The 17502-nt window shown below is 64.6% G+C and carries 12 protein-coding genes; 3 read left to right on the forward strand and 9 right to left on the reverse strand.

What is annotated here, in order from left to right; all coding sequences use genetic code 11:
* Positions 1–248: 248 nt before the first annotated feature.
* The 3 genes from HZB53_09320 to HZB53_09330 are packed head-to-tail and all read left to right on the forward strand — an operon-like array spanning position 249 to position 3488.
* On the forward strand, positions 249–2348 hold the full coding sequence (locus HZB53_09320; GenBank protein MBI5877838.1) for a GAF domain-containing protein: 2100 nt from the start codon (positions 249–251) through the stop codon (positions 2346–2348).
* Positions 2341–2721 (forward strand): response regulator, encoded by a 381-nt coding sequence (locus HZB53_09325; GenBank protein ID MBI5877839.1) that lies wholly within the window; start codon positions 2341–2343, stop codon positions 2719–2721. The genes HZB53_09320 and HZB53_09325 overlap by 8 nt, the downstream gene beginning before the upstream one ends.
* A gap of 2 nt (positions 2722–2723) precedes the next feature.
* Entirely contained in the window at positions 2724–3488 is a 765-nt protein-coding gene (locus tag HZB53_09330; GenBank protein MBI5877840.1) for an NAD-dependent deacylase, read from the forward strand.
* 18 nt (positions 3489–3506) lie between these two features.
* Here the strand turns inward: HZB53_09330 and HZB53_09335 are convergent, their stop codons facing one another.
* The 9 genes from HZB53_09335 to uvrB form a co-directional block, all read right to left on the reverse strand.
* Positions 3507–6200, reverse strand: a complete 2694-nt coding sequence (locus HZB53_09335; GenBank protein MBI5877841.1) for a hypothetical protein — start codon at positions 6198–6200, stop codon at positions 3507–3509.
* A gap of 121 nt (positions 6201–6321) precedes the next feature.
* Positions 6322–8976: a hypothetical protein gene (locus tag HZB53_09340; protein MBI5877842.1), complete on the reverse strand. Its 2655-nt coding sequence runs from the start codon at positions 8974–8976 to the stop codon at positions 6322–6324.
* Positions 8973–9602 carry a hypothetical protein gene (locus HZB53_09345; protein MBI5877843.1) on the reverse strand — a complete coding sequence of 210 codons (630 nt, stop codon included), beginning with the start codon at positions 9600–9602 and terminating at the stop codon, positions 8973–8975. The genes HZB53_09340 and HZB53_09345 overlap by 4 nt, the downstream gene beginning before the upstream one ends.
* A 238-nt stretch (positions 9603–9840) precedes the next feature.
* Positions 9841–10788, reverse strand: a complete 948-nt coding sequence (locus HZB53_09350; GenBank protein MBI5877844.1) for an alcohol dehydrogenase catalytic domain-containing protein — start codon at positions 10786–10788, stop codon at positions 9841–9843.
* 133 nt (positions 10789–10921) lie between these two features.
* Positions 10922–11848 (reverse strand): protein translocase subunit SecF, encoded by a 927-nt coding sequence (gene secF, locus HZB53_09355; GenBank protein ID MBI5877845.1) that lies wholly within the window; start codon positions 11846–11848, stop codon positions 10922–10924.
* A 33-nt stretch (positions 11849–11881) separates the two neighbouring features.
* Positions 11882–13429, reverse strand: a complete 1548-nt coding sequence (secD, locus tag HZB53_09360; GenBank protein ID MBI5877846.1) for a protein translocase subunit SecD — start codon at positions 13427–13429, stop codon at positions 11882–11884.
* A 151-nt stretch (positions 13430–13580) separates the two neighbouring features.
* Positions 13581–14426 carry an arginase family protein gene (locus tag HZB53_09365; protein ID MBI5877847.1) on the reverse strand — a complete coding sequence of 282 codons (846 nt, stop codon included), beginning with the start codon at positions 14424–14426 and terminating at the stop codon, positions 13581–13583.
* 27 nt (positions 14427–14453) lie between these two features.
* Positions 14454–15302 (reverse strand): metallophosphoesterase, encoded by an 849-nt coding sequence (locus HZB53_09370; GenBank protein MBI5877848.1) that lies wholly within the window; start codon positions 15300–15302, stop codon positions 14454–14456.
* Positions 15299–17353: an excinuclease ABC subunit UvrB gene (uvrB, locus tag HZB53_09375; protein MBI5877849.1), complete on the reverse strand. Its 2055-nt coding sequence runs from the start codon at positions 17351–17353 to the stop codon at positions 15299–15301. The genes HZB53_09370 and uvrB overlap by 4 nt, the downstream gene beginning before the upstream one ends.
* Positions 17354–17502: the final 149 nt, after the last annotated feature.

Below are 17502 nucleotides of genomic sequence, written 5' to 3' on the forward strand. Positions count from 1 at the left end.
CCAACGAAGTTGGGAGGGGGTCGGGGGGGAGGGCAGCGCCACTTTTTCGGCGGGCCAGCTTGCGTGACAAGCGCCTGAGAGCCAGCGCATCGCAAGCGGCATTGGAAAGTACCCGTACAAAGCCAAATTGAGAATTGCTGGATACGACTTGCAATCACTTCGCCATGTGGGTAGAATATGGTCATCATGGGCCGGCGCATTACCATTGCGCTCCGCCCGGTTCGCATCCTGCGGCACCTACGATACCTATGACCACCGCCCCGGACAATGCCCGCCTGTCATCTGCGCGCGATACGGAGCGCCTGATAACATTTCAGCGCATTACGGCCATGGTGGCCGCCTCGCTCAATGTTCAGGAGACGCTTGACGCGATTGTGGCGGCGACGTGCGAATTGGTCGGCACCGCCGAGGCGCTGATTGTAATTCGCGACGCGGATACCGGCGAGTTGACGCTGCACCCGCACCCGGCGCACGCGGTGCCCGACGCCGAGGCGGACGAGTTGTTTCGCCGCAGCCTCTGGGACGGCATTGGCGCGCACGTCATGCGCACGCAGAAGCCGCATGTGGTCAATGACAGCGGCGAGCCGCTGGCGGGTCCGCTGCCGGTTGCGGCGCAGGCGTGGATCTGCGTGCCGCTCATCATCCAGGACGAGTCGATCGGCCTGCTATACGCGCTCAACGATCGCCCGACGCAATTCAGCGACGAAGCGGTGACGCTGGCGACGTTATTGGCCAATCACGCCGCGATCGCGATTGTCAATGCGCGGCTGTTCGAGAAGACCGAGAGCCGCCTGCGCGCCTCAAATGCGGTCTTTCGCGTGACCCAGGCGCTGGCGCAGAACCTGTCGGTGGATGAAGTGCTACAGATGGCGGTCGAGCAGATCACGCTGGCCGTGCCCAGCGCGGGCAAAGCGGTCATCCATCTGCTGCGCGGCGAGGTGCTGGACCCGCGCGCGGCGTCGCGCAAGCAGGGGCGAGGGCAGGCGCCGCACTCGCTGGCCATGCGCGCCGGTTCCGGCATCGCCGGGCGCGCGTTGGCGCGCAAGACGCCCCAGGTGGCGCTCGACACCCTGCGCGATCCGGATTTCATCGATCACGGCACCGGCGTGCGGTCGCTGATTGTCGTGCCGCTCATGGTTGATGACCGGGTCATGGGCACCCTGAGCGTTGACAGTGCCAGCATCAACGCATTCGACGGTGACACACAGCGATTGGTGGTGTCGCTCGGCCACCAGGCGTCCGTAGCGATCAGCCGCGCCCGCCTGTTTGATGCCATGCGCGCGGAAAAACGACGCATCGAGGCGATTCTCAACCATATGGTTGACGGCGTCATGCTGCTGGATGGCGACGGGCGCATCGCTAACGTCAATCCGGCGTTGATCGACATGGTGCGCGTGCCCGCGAGCCAACTCACCGGCCAACTGGTGCGCGATGTGCCGTATCCGGTCAATCAGTTTGGCCTGGATCTGCCGCTCGACGGCCACGACGCCGTAGCGGAGCGCTCGGTGCAGACCGGCGAGCCGCTGAAGAAAGCGTTTGAAGTTTTTGCGTCGCCGGTGCCAAGCGCGACGGCCGGTTGGGCGGGTCACGTCGTGGTCGTCCACGATGTGACCCGCGAGCGCGAACTGGATCAGCTAAAATCCGATTTCATTTCGACCGTCTCGCACGAGTTGCGTACGCCGCTGTTTTCGATTCGCGGCTTCGTCAAGCTGCTGACGAACGATAAGGTCACCGACGATAAGACGCGCCGCGAATTCCTGTCCATCGTCAGCCAGCAGACCGACCACCTGGCCCAGATCGTGAACGACCTGCTCGATCTCTCGCGGCTCGATGCCGGGCGGCCAATCGAAATGGACTTCGAGTCGGTCGACACGTCTGCGATAGCGAGCCAGGTGGTGGCGCGCTTCCAATCGCTGGCAGGCGAGCGGCGAATCCTGCTTAAAACCGACGTGCCGGGCGGTCTGCCCAGGGTGCGCGCCGATGCGCGCCGTCTGACGCAGGCACTGGTCAACCTGGTGGGTAATGCCATCAAGTTCACGGCGGAACATGGACGCGTCACCATCGGCGCCGGCATCGAATCACCCGGCGAATTGCGCGTGTCAGTTACCGACACCGGCATCGGCATTCCAGCGGATGCGCTGCCGCACCTGTTTGAGCGTTTCTTTCAGGTCGGGCAGCCGTCCATGCCGCGCCTTGGCGGCACCGGACTCGGCCTGTATATCACCCGCCAGATTGTCGAAGCGCATGGCGGGCGAATCTGCGTCGAAAGCACGCTGGGCGCCGGCAGTTGTTTCTGGTTCACCATTCCGGTAGATACGCCAAATCCAGGAGGTAACACCCGTGGCTAAGGTCCTGATCGTGGAGGATGATCCAAGCTCCCGGCGACTTGTGGAGTTTACGCTGCAGCAAGAGGGTTTTGAGGTTGTCACGGCATCCAATGGGCTGGAGGGGCTCGACCGCGCACAGAGCGACCAGCCGGATGTGATCGTCATGGATATTATGATGCCGGTGATGGCCGGCTTTGAAGCCTGCCTGCGCCTGAAAGAGATCCCAACGACCGCGCACATTCCCATTCTGGTGCTGACGGCCAAGGGGCATGAGGCGGATCGCACCTATAGCCTGATGGCGGGCGCCGACGACTACCTGGCCAAGCCGGCCGACCCGGAGATCATCGCCGGGCGCGTGCGCGCCTTGTTGAACAAGGCGGCCGGCGGTTCGTAGACGTGCCGGAGCAGAGTGAGATTGCGCGCGCGGCCGAGTTGCTGGGCCGCGCGCGGCATGTGGTGGCGCTGACCGGCGCCGGCATGTCGACGGCGTCGGGCATCCCCGACTTCCGCACGCCGGGCAGCGGCCTGTGGACGCGCACCGATCCGGCCCGAGTTGCATCGATCGACGCCTTCATGCGTGACCCGCGCGCATACTACGCGTGGCGCGGCCCGCTGCTGAAGTCACTGCACAGCGCCAACCCCAATCCGGCGAATCGCGCGCTGGCCGATCTGGAGCAGCGCGACGTCCTGCGCGCCGTCATCACCCAGAATATTGACGGCTTGCAGCAGCGCGCCGGTTCGCGACGCGTGCTGGAGGTGCATGGCACGGCGCAGGAACTGGTCTGCCTGTCGTGCGGGCAGATCTACCGTGACGACGAGCCCATCCGGCGCATCATCGAGCAGGGCGACGTGCCGTACTGTGCCTTGTGCGGCGGGCTGCTCAAGCCCAACGTCGTGTTGTTCGGCGAACTGCTGCCGGGAGCGGTGCTTCGCGAAGTCTACGCAGAACTGCAACGCTGTGACGTGATCCTGGTGGCCGGTTCATCGCTTGAGGTGCATCCGGCTGCCAGCTGGCCGGAAACAGCCTTGCGCAACGGTGCTCGAGCGATCATCGTCAACCTCTCCGAGACGTACCTCGACCCGTACGCGGACGTGGTCATTCGCCGTAATGTGGCTGAGGCGCTGCCGGCGCTTGTGACGGCGCTGGACAATCGCTCGTAACCACGCCTTCGATCTCGGCTATTTCCACGATCCGCTGTTCATAAGCCGGTATGCCGCGCCAGTGCCCTCACGCAGCGCCTGACCGCGCTCGAACATCTGCACTTCGCCGCTGACCGCGCGTTCGTCTTCCACCGCCCATCCCAGTGCGGCGGTTGCGCCGCCCAGTTGCTCGCGCCAGACCTTGCCGAAACCGCGCTTGGGGGCGCGCAGTTCGGACGCGGGAGGTCGCTCGGTGCCACCTTCGGGCTGGCCGGCATCCCATGTATCGTTGAAAAGCAACCACGTTCCACTGTCGAGAATGACATATATCGTGCGCGTGTCTTCCCGCCAGACCATTGCCCCGTTCTGGAACGCCTGCTTCGCCAGGCGCAGCGGACTCGGCGGCCCGGCCGGACAGCCGAGATTCGCTTGAATATCAAACGTCGAGTCGTCGGCTGCACGCACCCACGACGCCATCGGTAACGGACAGCTAGCGACGGGCGTAGGCGTGCTGATTGCAGTGGGCGCCTGGCGTGGCGTTGGCGATGGCGTCGGGGTCGGCGGCTGCGTCGCAACCGGGGGCAGCGTCGGGTAGGGGGTCGGAGTCAGCGTGGGTGTTGGCGCCGGCGGCGGCGAACCGACGCAGTCATGGATGACCGTGAGCGTCCGGCCGCTGGCGTGAGCGATGAAGAGCCTGTCGCCCAGCACGGCCATAACGGACGGGTCAGCGCTGACCGGGATGGTCGCCACGCGGCCCAGTGTGCGGGCGTCGAGCACATCAATCTGGTTTGCCAGCGGATTCGGCGGCGCCGCGCTGAAATAGCTGTCTCCGTACGCGACGAAGAGGTGGCGCGTGCGCGGGTTGATGGCGAGCGCACTGATGCGCGTCGGCGCCGGCAAGGCGCTGATCGGCGCGAGGTTGGCGGCGCGGAAGTTGAACAGCTTCGTCGTCCCGGCCATCGGGTGATTGGCGGCCACGAAGATGGAATCGGAGGCGCTGTCCAGTGCGACGCCTGCAACGTTGCGCTCGCCAGACATAACGACCTGCCGCAGCGCCAGACTGTCGATGCCGTACAGTATGAGGCCGCCATTGGATCCCGGCACCCCGTTGGAAGCGATTGCGTAGATGCGCGCCGAAGCCGGATTGGCCAGCAGCCAACTGGGAGTGATTCCGTCTCCGTACGCCATCGTGTAGCCGGTCAATGTGAAGCCGCCGGCGGGCGCCAGTGTGTCCAGCGCGAAGGCGCGGTTGTTGACGATCAGGCGCCGGTTTTGCGCGTCAACCGCAATCGCGGTGCGGTATGGTTTGGCCAGTGCCCGACGCTCCAACACACGCGCATTGGCTGCATCAATAACGGTCACTGCGCCGGTTTCCCAGTCGCTGACGTAGATCCGCCCGGCTTGTTCGTCAAGCGCCATCTGAGCCGGTGAGCGCTCCAGCGGCACCGAGGCAAGCACGCGCCGCCCGTCGCTAATCAGCAATTCGCTGGAGGACGGCATCAGCGCGTACAGCCGGCCGCGTGTTTCGTCGGCCAGCAGTTGGGTTGGCTGTGCCATCAGCGGTATCAGCCTTACCACCGCAAGCGTGCGCGTGTCGATGACGTCGATGCGGCCGGCTTCACGTCCGTACGCACCTTCGATGGCAACGTACACCTTTTCGCCGCGTGCATCGGATGCGAGCGCGGCCGGCTGCGATCCGACCGACACCGTGGCGAGCGTGCGCAGCGAGTCGATGTCGATCACGCTGACCGTGCTGCTGGAGCTCGCCGACACGTACAGTCGTCGCCCGACGACGAGCGCGCTGTTGGCGGACGCGCCGACCGGTATGCGGGTGACAACCTGCCCGTTCTCGACGACCGCGATATACTCTCCGTTGTCATACTGGTCCACGAACACGCGCCCGGTCTGCGGATCGAGTGCAAACACGCTGTACGATGATGTCGGCAGCGGCACGGCGCGCACGACGACGCCCAATGCTAGATCGATGACCTCGATGCGGTCGTAGCCCGCGAGGTAGAGCTCCTGGCCGGACGGGTCGAGGCCGAGCCGGGTTGCCGTGCGCCAGCCGGTGAGCGCAATCCAGCGCGTGATGGTGAAGCGCTGCGTGTCGATCACCGCAATCGCACTGCCGTCGCCGGTGACCACCGCATAGAGCCGATTGCGGACCGCATCCAGCGCCATGCCGCCAAACTGCTGGTAACTTGCCAGGCGCGGATTTGAGATCGGCAGCGTCGCGCGCAGTTGCGTGCCTTCCAGCAGCGAGATGCTCCGCTCGTTCTCGTTCATCACATACAGCCGTCCGGCTCGCTCGTCCGCCGTGATCAGGCTCGGGGCGGCGTTTAGCGGGACGATCTGCGTCAGCTTCTCGGCTTCCACCACGGCGAGGCTGTTGCTCACCCGGTTGGTCACGTAGAGACGGTCATTGAGCATCGCCAGCCAACGCGGATAGCGCACGGTGCCGGGCAGCGATGTGAGGGCGATCTGTTCGGAGAAGGCCGGGACGGTGCAAGTAGTCGCCGCAGCCGGTGTGGTGAAGGTGCCGGCCCCCGCCGCGCCTGGCGTCGTGACTTGAGCGGGCGGGGCAGCAGATTGAGCCGCTGGCGCGGCCGGCGAGCTGTCCGAACCGGCGGGTGCCGGCGTCCTGGCCTCATCGCAACCCAGCATCGCCAGCAGCAGTGCCAGGCCGCATGCCAACGATGTGAGGCGGTACAGCCACTGCGGCCACGCGCTCATGTTGCCTCCCACTCTGTGACAGGCGCCGTCATCACACCGGCATGCGCGCCATGTTGCCGGCAAACCATCGATCCGGCGATGCGTTGCTGCGCTGGTTCGGGCTGACTGAGCGCCGAACGACCTAGCGCCAGCGGCCTCCCGAAACGAGTAACCATACGGCCGACGTTTCATCGCTCAGTGCCAGTCCCTTATCAAACGTTTGCACGTCGCCGTTCAGCGCGCGCTCATCCACGATGGCCCAGCCCAGCGAACCGTCTGCGCTGCCAAGCCGCTCTCGCCATAGCTTGCCGAAGCCGCGCTTGGGCGCGCGCAGGCCGGGCGGCGGGTTCTCGGTGCCGCCTTCCGGCTGGCTCGCGTCCCACGTGTCGTCGTAGACCGCCCAACTGTTGTTATTGTAGATCACATAGATCTTGCGATTGTCGGCGCGCCAGACCATGACGCCTTTCTGGAACGACTGCCGCCCCAACTGGACGGTGTGCGATGGCTCGCTCGGGCAGCCGAGATTCGCGCGCAGATCAAAATCCTGGTTGCCGCGATTCTGTACCCACCGCGCAACCGGCATGCTGCACGCTGTGCTCGCCGCGACGGTTGGCGTCGGTCGCGGTGCCGTGGTGGGCGCCACCGTCGCCGTTGGCGCCGGGGTGGGCGAAGGGTATTCCGTCGGCGTGGGCGTGGTGGTCGGGCCGGCAGGCACGGCGGTCGCGCAGTCGCGGGCGACGGTCTGGGTGCGGCCCGCAGAATGCGCAATGAAGACCCGGTCGCCGAGAATCGCCATGGCAACGGGGTCGGCGTCGAGCGGTAGCGATGCCGCGGCGCCGAGCGTGCGCGTGTCCAGCACATCGAGTGCGGCCGCGCGCGGCGGCGTGACGCTGGAGGCGCGCGCGACGAACAGATGGCTCGTTCGCCGGTTGATCTCAAGTGCGCGCCCCAGCGACGCCAGTGTCAGTTCTGCCCGGTAGTTGCGCGGCTGGGTGTCGGCTACATTCAAGCGGCTGACGCCCTCAATGGGGTGCATCGTGGTCCAATATACGCGCTGCGCCGTGCTGTCCAACGTTAAGGCGGTCACATTGCGCTGCCCGAATTGGCTGTCAACCTTCAGCGTCCGGCTGTCGATCGTGTAGATAATGGTGCCGCCGTTCGAGCCCGGCGTCCCGTTATCCGCCAGTGCATACAAGTGCGCGCCGACCGGATCGGCGACCAGGCGGTAAGGCGGCAGGCTCGTCCCGATCAGCGCATAGCTCGTGATTGAAAACGCCCCGGATGGCGACAGATCGGCCAGCGCGAAGGCGCGGTCATTGGCGAATACCCGTTGCGTGACGGGATCGACGGCGACGGCACTCAACTGATCTTGCATCGGCACATTCCGCCGGGTTATCACGCGCCCCGCAACCGCGTCAACGGCGATCAGGTTGTTCGACTGCAAATCCGTGACATACAGACGCCCGGTGCTTTCGTCCAGCGCCATCAGCCCGGCGGAGCGCTCGATCGGGATGGCGCTCAGCACGCGGCGACCATCGGTGACGAGCACCTCCGAAGATGACGGCATCAGCGCGTATAAACGGTTCCGCGTTTCGTCGGCGATGAGTTGCTTGGGCTGGGCCGAAAGTGGAATGACCTTGACGACGGCGTTGGTGCGCGTGTCGATCACATAGACCTGGGCATAGGACCGACCGGTCGACACGTAGACGTAGGAACCGGTTGAGTCGGCCGTGAGCGCGTGCGGCGTAAGCCCAACCGGAATCGTCGCGATCAGGCGGAACGTATCCAGATCGACGACGTTCACCGTATTGCTGATGCCCGCCGCCATATACAGACGCCGCCCGGATATCAGGGGCGCGGTGGCATGCGCCCCAACCGAAACGTGCGCTGTGAACTGCCCGTCAACCATCGCCGCCAGATCGTTCTCTCCGGGCTGCTGGTCCACGATGAACTGACGGGTTGGTGCGTCGTACGCGAAGAAACTGTAGGAGTAGTCCGGCAGCGCGACGGTATTCACGATGCGCCCGGAATCCAGGTCGAGCGTCTCGATGCTCCTGGAGTTCGCCAGGTACACTGTTGCGCCGGACGGGTCGAGCGCGATGCGCAGTGAACTGCGATATCCCGCCAGCGGGTACCACCGCGATACCGCCAATGTCTGCGTGTCGATCATCGCGACCGACGCAATGGTGCCGTCGACGACGGCCAGCAGTCGTTGGCGCGCCGGATCCAACGCGAGGGCGCTGATCCGGTGGTAAGTCGACAGCTCCGAGTTGCTGAGCGTAATCGTGGCGCGTACTTGCGTGCCATCCAGCACCGCGATCGACTGCTCGTTGTTGACCACCGCATACAGGCGGTTTTGCCGGCCATCTGCAACGATGACGGTGGGTATCGGCGCCAGCGGCCCAACTTGCGCCAGCGCGTCACCCTCGATGACGCCGAGATTGCCGGTCAGTCGCCCCGTCACATAGACGCGACCGGCAAGCCACGCGATGCCATCCGGCTCGCTCACCGTGCCGGGCAGCGACGTGAACGATACCGGTTCGATGATGCCGGGCGCCGTGCATGCGGGCGGCGCCGTTGGCACCGGGGTATCGACGACGCGCGGGCCGACGGTCGCCGTGGGCGCCGCGCCGGCGCTCGTCGGCGCCGGGTTAGTGGCGGATGCCGCCGGCGTTACATTAACCGGCGCGCCGGGCGGCACGGTCGCCGGCGAGTCGCAACCGAGCAGCGACAGAATCAGGGCAGCCGTGACGCAGAATTGTGCGACGTGTACGACAAACTGTGTTGGAGTGTTCATTGAACCTCGACAGCGCCGGCTGGCGCAGAGACGATGATGTCTGCGGCATTGAAGTCGTAATAGCGCAGTGCGATGGCGGTTGCCGTCCGTTCGGAGGGTGCATCCGGAATGTGCGCCGATACCGTGAAGTCCAATGCGTGCACAAATCCGTCCGGGCACAAAACGAGGCGGACATCCGCCTGATCGACGCGGCTGAAATCGCCGTTTGCGCCGCGCACCGACAGTTCGATAAGCGCCGTGCCGTCGCCGATGAATGAAGCAGTGCGCGCCGCGCACGTCATACCGTCCATCGCGATATTGCCGGCGAACCGCATGCGGCTGCTGTCGGCGCGGGTAGCGGATAGCAGTTGCCATCCGTCAAAGGGCGGCGGCAGAAGGGCGCCCTCGGACAGCGAATACCACCGATCCGGTTCGACGGTACCGTACAAAGTGCTGCCGCGCAGGTACGACCGTCGGTCCTTGTTGACGATTTCGATGCGCTTGCCGCCGCCAATCAAGTCGTTGAACGCGCCGCGATCGAATACCATACGGCTTGCCCCGTCCCGGAATTCCGCCTCGTAGCGAACAAAGACGTCGGTCTTCGTCGTTTCACCGGAGCTTGCGCTGGTCACGATCTCGGCGCTCATCCGGTAGATTCCGGTCGCCCGTGTGCGCGCGATGGCGGCTGCCAATTCGCCGCTTGCCGGTGCGGCTCCGTCGGTGGGCGTCGCGTCGGGCGCTCGCGATGCGCCGGCCGAAGCCGCAACCGTGGGTTGCACGTTGGCCGCTGGCGCCGGCTCGGCCGTGCCGTTTCCGCATGCCAAAACGCCGAGCATGAGTGCGCCAACCCAGAGGATACACCCGGCGGCTCTCAATCGCAACACGCTACGCATCCACGGCAAGCAGTATCTTGAGCACGCCGCTCGACTGAGCGCGGTCGAAGGCCGCGATTCCCGCGCTCAACGGCATGGTGTCGGAGATGAGCGACTCGACATCGACCAGCCGGCGGCTGAGCAGGCGCAGTGCGGCGGCAAACGGTCCGCAGCGCGAGCCGATGACCGTAACCTCGTTGACCGCAATTGGCGTCAGCGCCACGGACTGCTCTCCATGGAACGTGCTCTTCAGCACGATGCGACCCTGCGCGCGGACCAGCCGCGCCGCCAACTGGAAGCCTGCCGCGCTGCCCGTGCAGTCTACGACCAGGTCGGCGCCGGTCAGCCGATCGGCGTCTGCCTCCGTGCACGTTCCTATACCGCACGACGCGGCCAGCGCCAGTTTCGTTGTGTGCCGGCCAACCAGCGTCACATCGCCGCCGGTTAGCGCCACGACCCGCGCCGCGAGTTGACCGAGCTTGCCGTCGCCCAGCACCAGCACGCGTTCACTGGGGCGCACGTGCGCGCCCTCGAGCACCTCCAGCGCGGCGGCCAGCGGCTCCGTGAACACGGCCTGCCGATCCGTGACCTCGTCCGGCACGGCGTGCAGGTTCTCGGCGGGTATGCTCAACCATTCGGCCATCGCACCGTCGGCGTGCCGGATACCCAGCACGCGGCGGCTCAAGCAATGGGAACGCCGCCCCTGCATGCACATCGCACAGTGCCCGCAGGCGAAGTTGATCTCGCCCACGACCCGGCGACCCGCCAGCGAACCGGTTTCGGCCGTGCCGACGAATTCATGTCCCAGGATGCCGCAAAAATCGGCGTAGCCGCGCGTGATCTCGATATCCGTGTTGCAGATACCCGCCAGCCGCACGCGCACGAGCGCTTCGCCGTCGCCGGGTACCGGTCGCGGCACATCGCGCACGGCGAGTACTCCGTCAAACACGACAGCACGCATCCATGGTCGTTCAGTCATTAGACGTCTACGCCTGTGAACAAGTTCCCCGGCTATGATGATACCACACGGCATCGCGCGGGCAACAAAAAACGGGAGAGCATTCGTGCTCTCCCGTTTGGCTACTGGCCTGAATCTAGGCGGTCGCTTGTCCGCGCAGGCGGCGGAAGAAGCGCCCCACCTCGCCGCTTTCCCACGCCACCAGGATCTGCGCGGCGTTGAAGATCGAGGAATACGAGCCGCTGAAGATGCCGAGCAGCAGGGTCAGCACGAAGTTGCGAATGGTGATGCCGCCGAAAAGCCAGAGCGCAAACAGGGTCAGCAGGACGGTCAGCGTGGTGTTGATCGAACGGTCCAGCGTCTGCACGATGCTGTGATTGACGATCGACTCATACGCCATGCCGCGATGGCGCACGACGTTCTCGCGAATGCGGTCGAACACGACGATGGTATCGTGCACGGAGAAGCCGATGACCGTCAGCAGAGCGGTCAGGAAGAGCGCATCGATCTCGAAGTTGAACAACTGCCCCAGGATGGAGGCCATGCCGATCACAACCGCCACGTCGTGCAGCATCGCGATAATGGCTGCCACGCCGTAGCGATAAGGCTTGGGCACCCGGTAGAAAGCCACGGTAATCCACGCCAGGATCGCCAGCGACGCCAGTATGACGGCATTGACTGCGGCGCCCGTGACTTCCTGGCTGACCTCCGCCCCGACGGTTTCGAAGCTCAATTCGGTGGTTTTGCCATACATGGCCTCGAGATCAACGACGAGCGCAACCTTATCGTCCTGTTTCATCGGCTTGCTGCGGATGATGATAGTGTCGGCGCCGCCGATCTGGATGACCGCGTCGCTGCTGATTCGCTCGCCGGCAATCCGGCGCACATCGGCGACTGCGAGCGTCTGGTTGGTCACGCTGTTCACTCGCAGCTCCAGCAGCGATCCGCTGGTGAACGCGATGGACAGCTTCAGCCCGGCCGTTGCCAGCGAGTACAGCCCCGGCAGGATGACGAGCAGCGATACGGCGAAGAACCAGTATCGTTTGGATACAATGTCAATCATGTTTAGCCTCGAAGTCGATTGGCGGTTCCCGCCTTAGGCGCCCGGCTCGTTGCTGCTGCCAACGCCGTACCACCACAGGTTCTTGACCAGCTCGCTGTCGATCACGAAGTTCATCAGCGTGCGCGTGACGAAGATGGCCGTGAACAGCGAGACCAGGATGCCGATCGCCAGCGTCAGCGCAAACCCGGCCACGATGCTCGCGCCGAAGTTGGAGCCGAACCAGAACAGGATGGCGCAGGTGATCAGGCTGGAGATGTTCGAGTCGCGGATGGAGAGCCATGCGCGCTCGAAGCCGGCCCGCATCGCGGAGCGCAGCGAACGGCCGGCGCGCAACTCCTCTTTCATGCGCTCGAAGATGAGCACGTTCGCGTCTACGGCCATGCCGATCGACAACACGAAGCCGGCAATACCCGCCAGCGTCAGCGTCACGGGCAGCAGTTTGAAGATGGCGAACACCAGTCCGCCGTACAGGATGAGCGCCAAATTGGCCAGCAATCCTGGTAGGCGGTAGTACAGCAGCATGAAGATTACAACCGCGCCGATGCCGATCAGTCCGGCGAGCAGGCTTTTGTTGATACTGTCCTGGCCCAGCGTCGGCCCGACCGTGCGGCTCGACAGTATCTTGAGCGGGACTGGCAGCGCGCCGTAGCGAATCTGGACGGAGAGAGACTCCGCCGAGTCGCGCGTGAAGTTGCCGGAAATCTGGCCGGAACCCTGCAGGATGGCCGACTGGATGCGCGGCGACGAGATGACGCGCTTGTCCAGCACGATGGTCAGATAACGGCCAACGTTCTTCGACGTGTAGTCGGCGAAGATGCGCGCGCCGTCTGATTTGAGCGTGAACTGCACGATCGGCTCGTTGGTCGTCTGGTCAAAACCGACCTGAGCGGATTCAATGTGGATGCCAGTCATGATCGTGCGGTAGGGGCCGAGGGCTGGCGTCTGCGTCAGCGGAAGCGTTGGGCTGAGCGGCGCCGATGGCGTGACCGACGCCGTGGCAGTTACGCCGGTTGTGCCGGACAGCGGAGTTGTCGCGGCACCGGTAGGCGAAAGCGTTGGCGCGCGCGTGGCCGGTGTCGTCGGCGCGCTCGTCGCTGATGCGGCCGGTGTGCCGCTGTCCGCCGAGCCGGAGAACCCGGTCGTCGTGACCAGCGTGCCTTCCGGCACCGACACTTCGCCGGTGTCGATGAACTCCAGCAAGCCGGTCTGTCCAAAGGTCTTGATCGCCTGATCGGGGTCCTTCACGCCGGGTAGTTGAACCGCAATCCGGTCGAGACCCACTTTCTGGATCAGCGCCTCGGCCACGCCAAGTGCGTTGATGCGCTTTGTGATGACGACGATCGCCGCCACGATGTCATCGCTCTTGATGATCTGGCCGGGACCGGGATCCGGTTGCAGCAGCACTTCCTGGCCGCCCTGCAGATCGAGGCCGAGCACCACCTTCAGGTCCCGGCTTTCGGCCGGGCGCCAGAATAGCAGGCTCTTGTACCATTCGCCGTGGCTGAAATCGAGGTCAACCCAGAGGGCCGCAGCCGCCAGCAATAGCACGGCAATGAGCGCCCTGGGACTGCGTTGGTTCATCGCGAATCCTTTTGGCAGGGAGTTGCGGCGCAAGCGCCGACATGAAATTATAGCCGAAAGCGGGGCGAATACAAAGTTATTTCGCGACGGCAATTTGCTCAGCCAAGCGCGGAAACTTGCGTCTCCGCGCTCTCGGTTCAATCGATCTGACTTACAACGAGTCGGACACTACGCTCGCCAGGTTGCGCGCAACGGTGCCGTCCGGGTCCCGGTCGGCGTTGAAGGCGGCAAAGCCGACCATGACGGCCTTGGGATCGGCGGCGGCCACGCTGACGATGCGCGCCAGATCGGTCAGGCTCGGGCCGTTTGGCACGGGCAGCCCGGCCGTCGGAATGTATTTCGGATCCAGCACGTCCCAGTCGGTGTGGACGTAGATGGCATCCACGCGCTGCGACAGCCGCGCGACGGTGCTCCGCACGGCGTCCGGGTCGGCGTCCACCATCTCAACCCCGTGCGCCTTGAGCAGGTCCATCTCCAGCGGGTCGACATCGCGCAGCCCGACCATGATTACGTCGGAAGGCCGGATCGGCTCGTCCAGTCCCGACTGCTTGCGCAGTCGCTCCAGGCACAGGCCGGCCGCAATGGCGACCGGCATGCCGCCCAGCATGCCGCTGAGCGACGTCTCGGTCGTATTGAAGTCGGCATGCGCATCAATCCAGATCATGCCGATCCGCTTCACGCCGCTGCGCCGGATGCCCCCCAGCGCGCCAACGGCCCCCGTGCAGTCGGATTCGAGCGCGACGACGAACTGTCCCGCCTTGCGCTGCGTGGCGATGCCGTCGGCCAGGTGGCCGTTGGCCAGACCGGCCTTCAGCCAGGCGCCGTACAGACGCGCTTCGTCCGCCGACAGCTCGGCGCGCGTGGCATCGCCGACCTGATGGCCTTTGGCTTGCAGTTGCGCGGCCAGGCCGGCGCCAAGAATGGCTTCCGTCCCGCGCCCGTGCCCGACTTCTCGCGAGCCGAGCTGCCACGGCAGCGTAACGATTGCGATATTCATGCTGATTCCTCCGTCATGGGATGTGCGCTAGCCGCCGGACTGGCGCAGTGTGAGCAGGCTGATTTCCGGCGGGCAGTGGTAGCGGAGCGGGGGCATGGCCACGCCGACGCCGCGCGTGGTGTAGACCCACATGCCGTGCGCGGTCTGCTGCAGGCCGGCCGGGTATTTGCGGCCCAGCGAAGGCAGCAACAACGCGCCGATGCGCGGCAGCCGGATCTGACCGCCGTGCGAATGACCGGACAACTGGAGCGCGATGCCCGGCGCGGCAAAGTCGGCGAAATCCGGTTCGTGCACGAGCATGACCTTGAACGCGCCATCGGGCACACCGTCCAACGCCCGCGACAAGTCCGCACGACGAAAGCGCACGTCATCCACGCCGATGACGTAAAGCGCATGGTCGCCGTGCCTTAACTGGCGCGCTTCGTTGTGCATCGGATGCAGGCCGACGCGGCGGAGTTGCCGCGCCACAACTCGCACGTCGCTCCAGTAGTCATGATTACCCAGCACGACGTGCACGCCGAGCGGCGCGCGCAAGATGCCGAGCGCGTCGGCACAGGCCGGCATATACTTGATCGACCGGTGGACGAAATCGCCGGTCAGCGCGATCAGGTCGGCGCCCAAACTCAGCGTCCGCTCGGCCGCACGGCGCAGCGTCTCGGCGTAGACATGCGGGCCGGCGTGAAAGTCGCTCATGTGGGCGATCTTAAGCCCGTCGAATGCGCCTGGCAGCCCGGCGATCGGCACATCCACATGCTCGACGACCGGCTCATACTGTGTCGGGTTGCGCCAGAGGCGGCCGATGGCGTGTGTGAATGTGCTCAGCGCATACCAGAATGCGCGGCTGGCGAAGCGGCGGCGCGGAGTGGGTAGCATCATCGCGTTTGCGTGCGCTTCGCCTCGGCCAGCTCGAATTCGCGTGCCTGCTTGCGGAGGCGCTCCCATTCCGGCAGCTTGTCGTCCTCGTTCAGTTTGCGCAGATCGATGATCTGGTCGCGCAGCAGCGCCGCCTTCTCGAATTCGAGGTTCTGCGCGGCCGTCTTCATCTGCTTTTCCAACTCCTTGATGAGCCGGGCGGCTTCGTCGCGCGGTATCTCGGGGCGCGTGCCGTATGTTGGCTTGGCTTCCGCAACCGTTTTGACCCGCTCCGTCAGGTCGTGGACCGCTTTGACGATGCTCTGTGGCGTGATATGGTGCGCCTCATTATAAGCGACCTGCTTCACACGGCGACGCGTCACCTCGTCAATCGCGCGCTTCATCGAGTCGGTCACCTTGTCGGCATACATGATGACCTGTCCGTTGGCGTGCCGCGCCGCGCGACCCATCGTCTGGATCAACGAGCTCTCGCTGCGCAGGAAGCCCTCCTTGTCGGCATCGAGGATGGCCACTAACGAGACCTCCGGCAGGTCGAGTCCTTCGCGCAGCAGATTGATACCGACCACGACGTCGTACGTGCCAAGACGCAGATCGCGCAGAATCTCGACACGTTCGAATGTCTGTATCTCGGAGTGCAGGTAGTGGACCTTGATACCGAGCTCGGCCAGGTAGTCAGCCAGATCTTCGGCCATCTTCTTGGTCAGCGTTGTGACCAGCACGCGCTCGTGCCGGCTGATGCGTACGCGCGCCTCGCCGACCAGATCGTCGACCTGTCCCTTGATCGGCCGGATGATCACTTCCGGATCGATCAGGCCGGTCGGGCGGATGATCTGTTCGATCACCTGCTGCGATTGTTTGAGCTCGTAGGGGCCGGGCGTGGCCGACACGTAGACGGTCTGATATACCCTGCGCTCGAACTCCTCGAACTTGAGCGGGCGGTTGTCCATTGCGGACGGCAGCCGGAAGCCGTAATCCACCAGCACTTCCTTGCGGGCGCGGTCGCCGTTGTACATGCCATGGATCTGCGGTACGCTCATGTGGCTTTCGTCGATGATCGTCAGAAAGTCATCCGGGAAGTAGTCGAGCAGAGTCCAGCCGGCGCTGCCCGGTGCGCGCTGCGACAGATGCCGCGAGTAGTTCTCAATACCGGAACAGTAGCCGACCTCGCGCATCATCTCGACGTCGTACTTCGTGCGTTGTTCAAGACGCTGGGCCTCCAGCAGTTTGCCGGCTGATTTGAGCTCCTTGAGCCGCTCGTCCAGTTCAGCCTCGATCGCCTGGATCGCCTGGGCGAGTTTTTCCTGCGGCGTGATGAAGTGCTTGGCGGGGTAGATGTCGATCTGCGCCTTCTCGACGATGAGCTCGCCGGTCAGCGGGTCGATCTCGACGATGCGCTCGACCTCGTCGCCCCAGAACTCGACACGGTATGCCAGTTCTTCGTAGGCGGGCTGAATTTCCAGGGTGTCGCCGCGCACACGGAACTTGCCACGCGACAACTGCAGGTCGTTGCGCTCGTAGTGCACCTCGACCAGGTGGCGCAACACGTTGTCGCGGCGGCGCACCTCGCCGCGCTTGAGCGACAGGACGACCTTGCCGTAGTCCTCCGGCGAGCCGAGACCGTAGATGCATGACACGGACGCAACAATCACGACATCGCGACGTGAAAACAGCGACGATGTGGCCGCCAGGCGCAGCCGGTCGATCTCGTCGTTGATGCTGGCGTCCTTCTCAATATAGAGGTCGTGCTGCGGGACGTAGGCTTCGGGCTGGTAGTAGTCGTAGTACGATACAAAATACTCGACGGCGTTTTGCGGAAAAAACTCGCGGAACTCCGAGTACAATTGCGCCGCCAGCGTCTTATTGTGGGCAATAATGAGCGTCGGCCGCTGAATCGCCTCGATCAGCTTCGCCATCACGAAGGTCTTGCCGGTGCCGGTGGCGCCCAGCAGCGTCTGGTGCCGGAAGCCCTGGCGTATGCCGTCGGTCAACTTTTGTATGGCCGGCGGCTGGTCGCCGGTTGGCTGGAAATCGGATATGACTTTGAATTCGCTCATGCTGCCCCCTGGATGCCCGGCGCGCCTGTGATTGGAACGGCTGTTCGACTTCTCATTATAGGATGCCCTTGCATAACTGCCAAGTGGTGTGCCGCAACTACAGCAATTCTCAATTTGGCATTGGACGGGTACTTTCCAATGGCGGCTTG

Source organism: Chloroflexota bacterium (genome assembly GCA_016235055.1).
Lineage (GTDB): Bacteria > Chloroflexota > Anaerolineae > JACRMK01 > JACRMK01 > JACRMK01.

Excerpts from the sequence above, each read along its gene's own strand:
- HZB53_09345 (MBI5877843.1), bottom strand. The coding sequence starts at position 9,602 with ATGAGCGCCGAGATCGTGACCAGCGCAAGCTCCGGTGAAACGACGAAG.
- HZB53_09320 (MBI5877838.1), top strand. The coding sequence starts at position 249 with ATGACCACCGCCCCGGACAATGCCCGCCTGTCATCTGCGCGCGATACG.
- HZB53_09335 (MBI5877841.1), bottom strand. The coding sequence starts at position 6,200 with ATGAGCGCGTGGCCGCAGTGGCTGTACCGCCTCACATCGTTGGCATGC.
- HZB53_09365 (MBI5877847.1), bottom strand. The coding sequence starts at position 14,426 with ATGAATATCGCAATCGTTACGCTGCCGTGGCAGCTCGGCTCGCGAGAA.
- HZB53_09340 (MBI5877842.1), bottom strand. The coding sequence starts at position 8,976 with ATGAACACTCCAACACAGTTTGTCGTACACGTCGCACAATTCTGCGTC.
- HZB53_09350 (MBI5877844.1), bottom strand. The coding sequence starts at position 10,788 with ATGCGTGCTGTCGTGTTTGACGGAGTACTCGCCGTGCGCGATGTGCCG.
- uvrB (MBI5877849.1), bottom strand. The coding sequence starts at position 17,353 with ATGAGCGAATTCAAAGTCATATCCGATTTCCAGCCAACCGGCGACCAG.
- secF (MBI5877845.1), bottom strand. The coding sequence starts at position 11,848 with ATGATTGACATTGTATCCAAACGATACTGGTTCTTCGCCGTATCGCTG.
- secD (MBI5877846.1), bottom strand. The coding sequence starts at position 13,429 with ATGAACCAACGCAGTCCCAGGGCGCTCATTGCCGTGCTATTGCTGGCG.
- HZB53_09370 (MBI5877848.1), bottom strand. The coding sequence starts at position 15,302 with ATGATGCTACCCACTCCGCGCCGCCGCTTCGCCAGCCGCGCATTCTGG.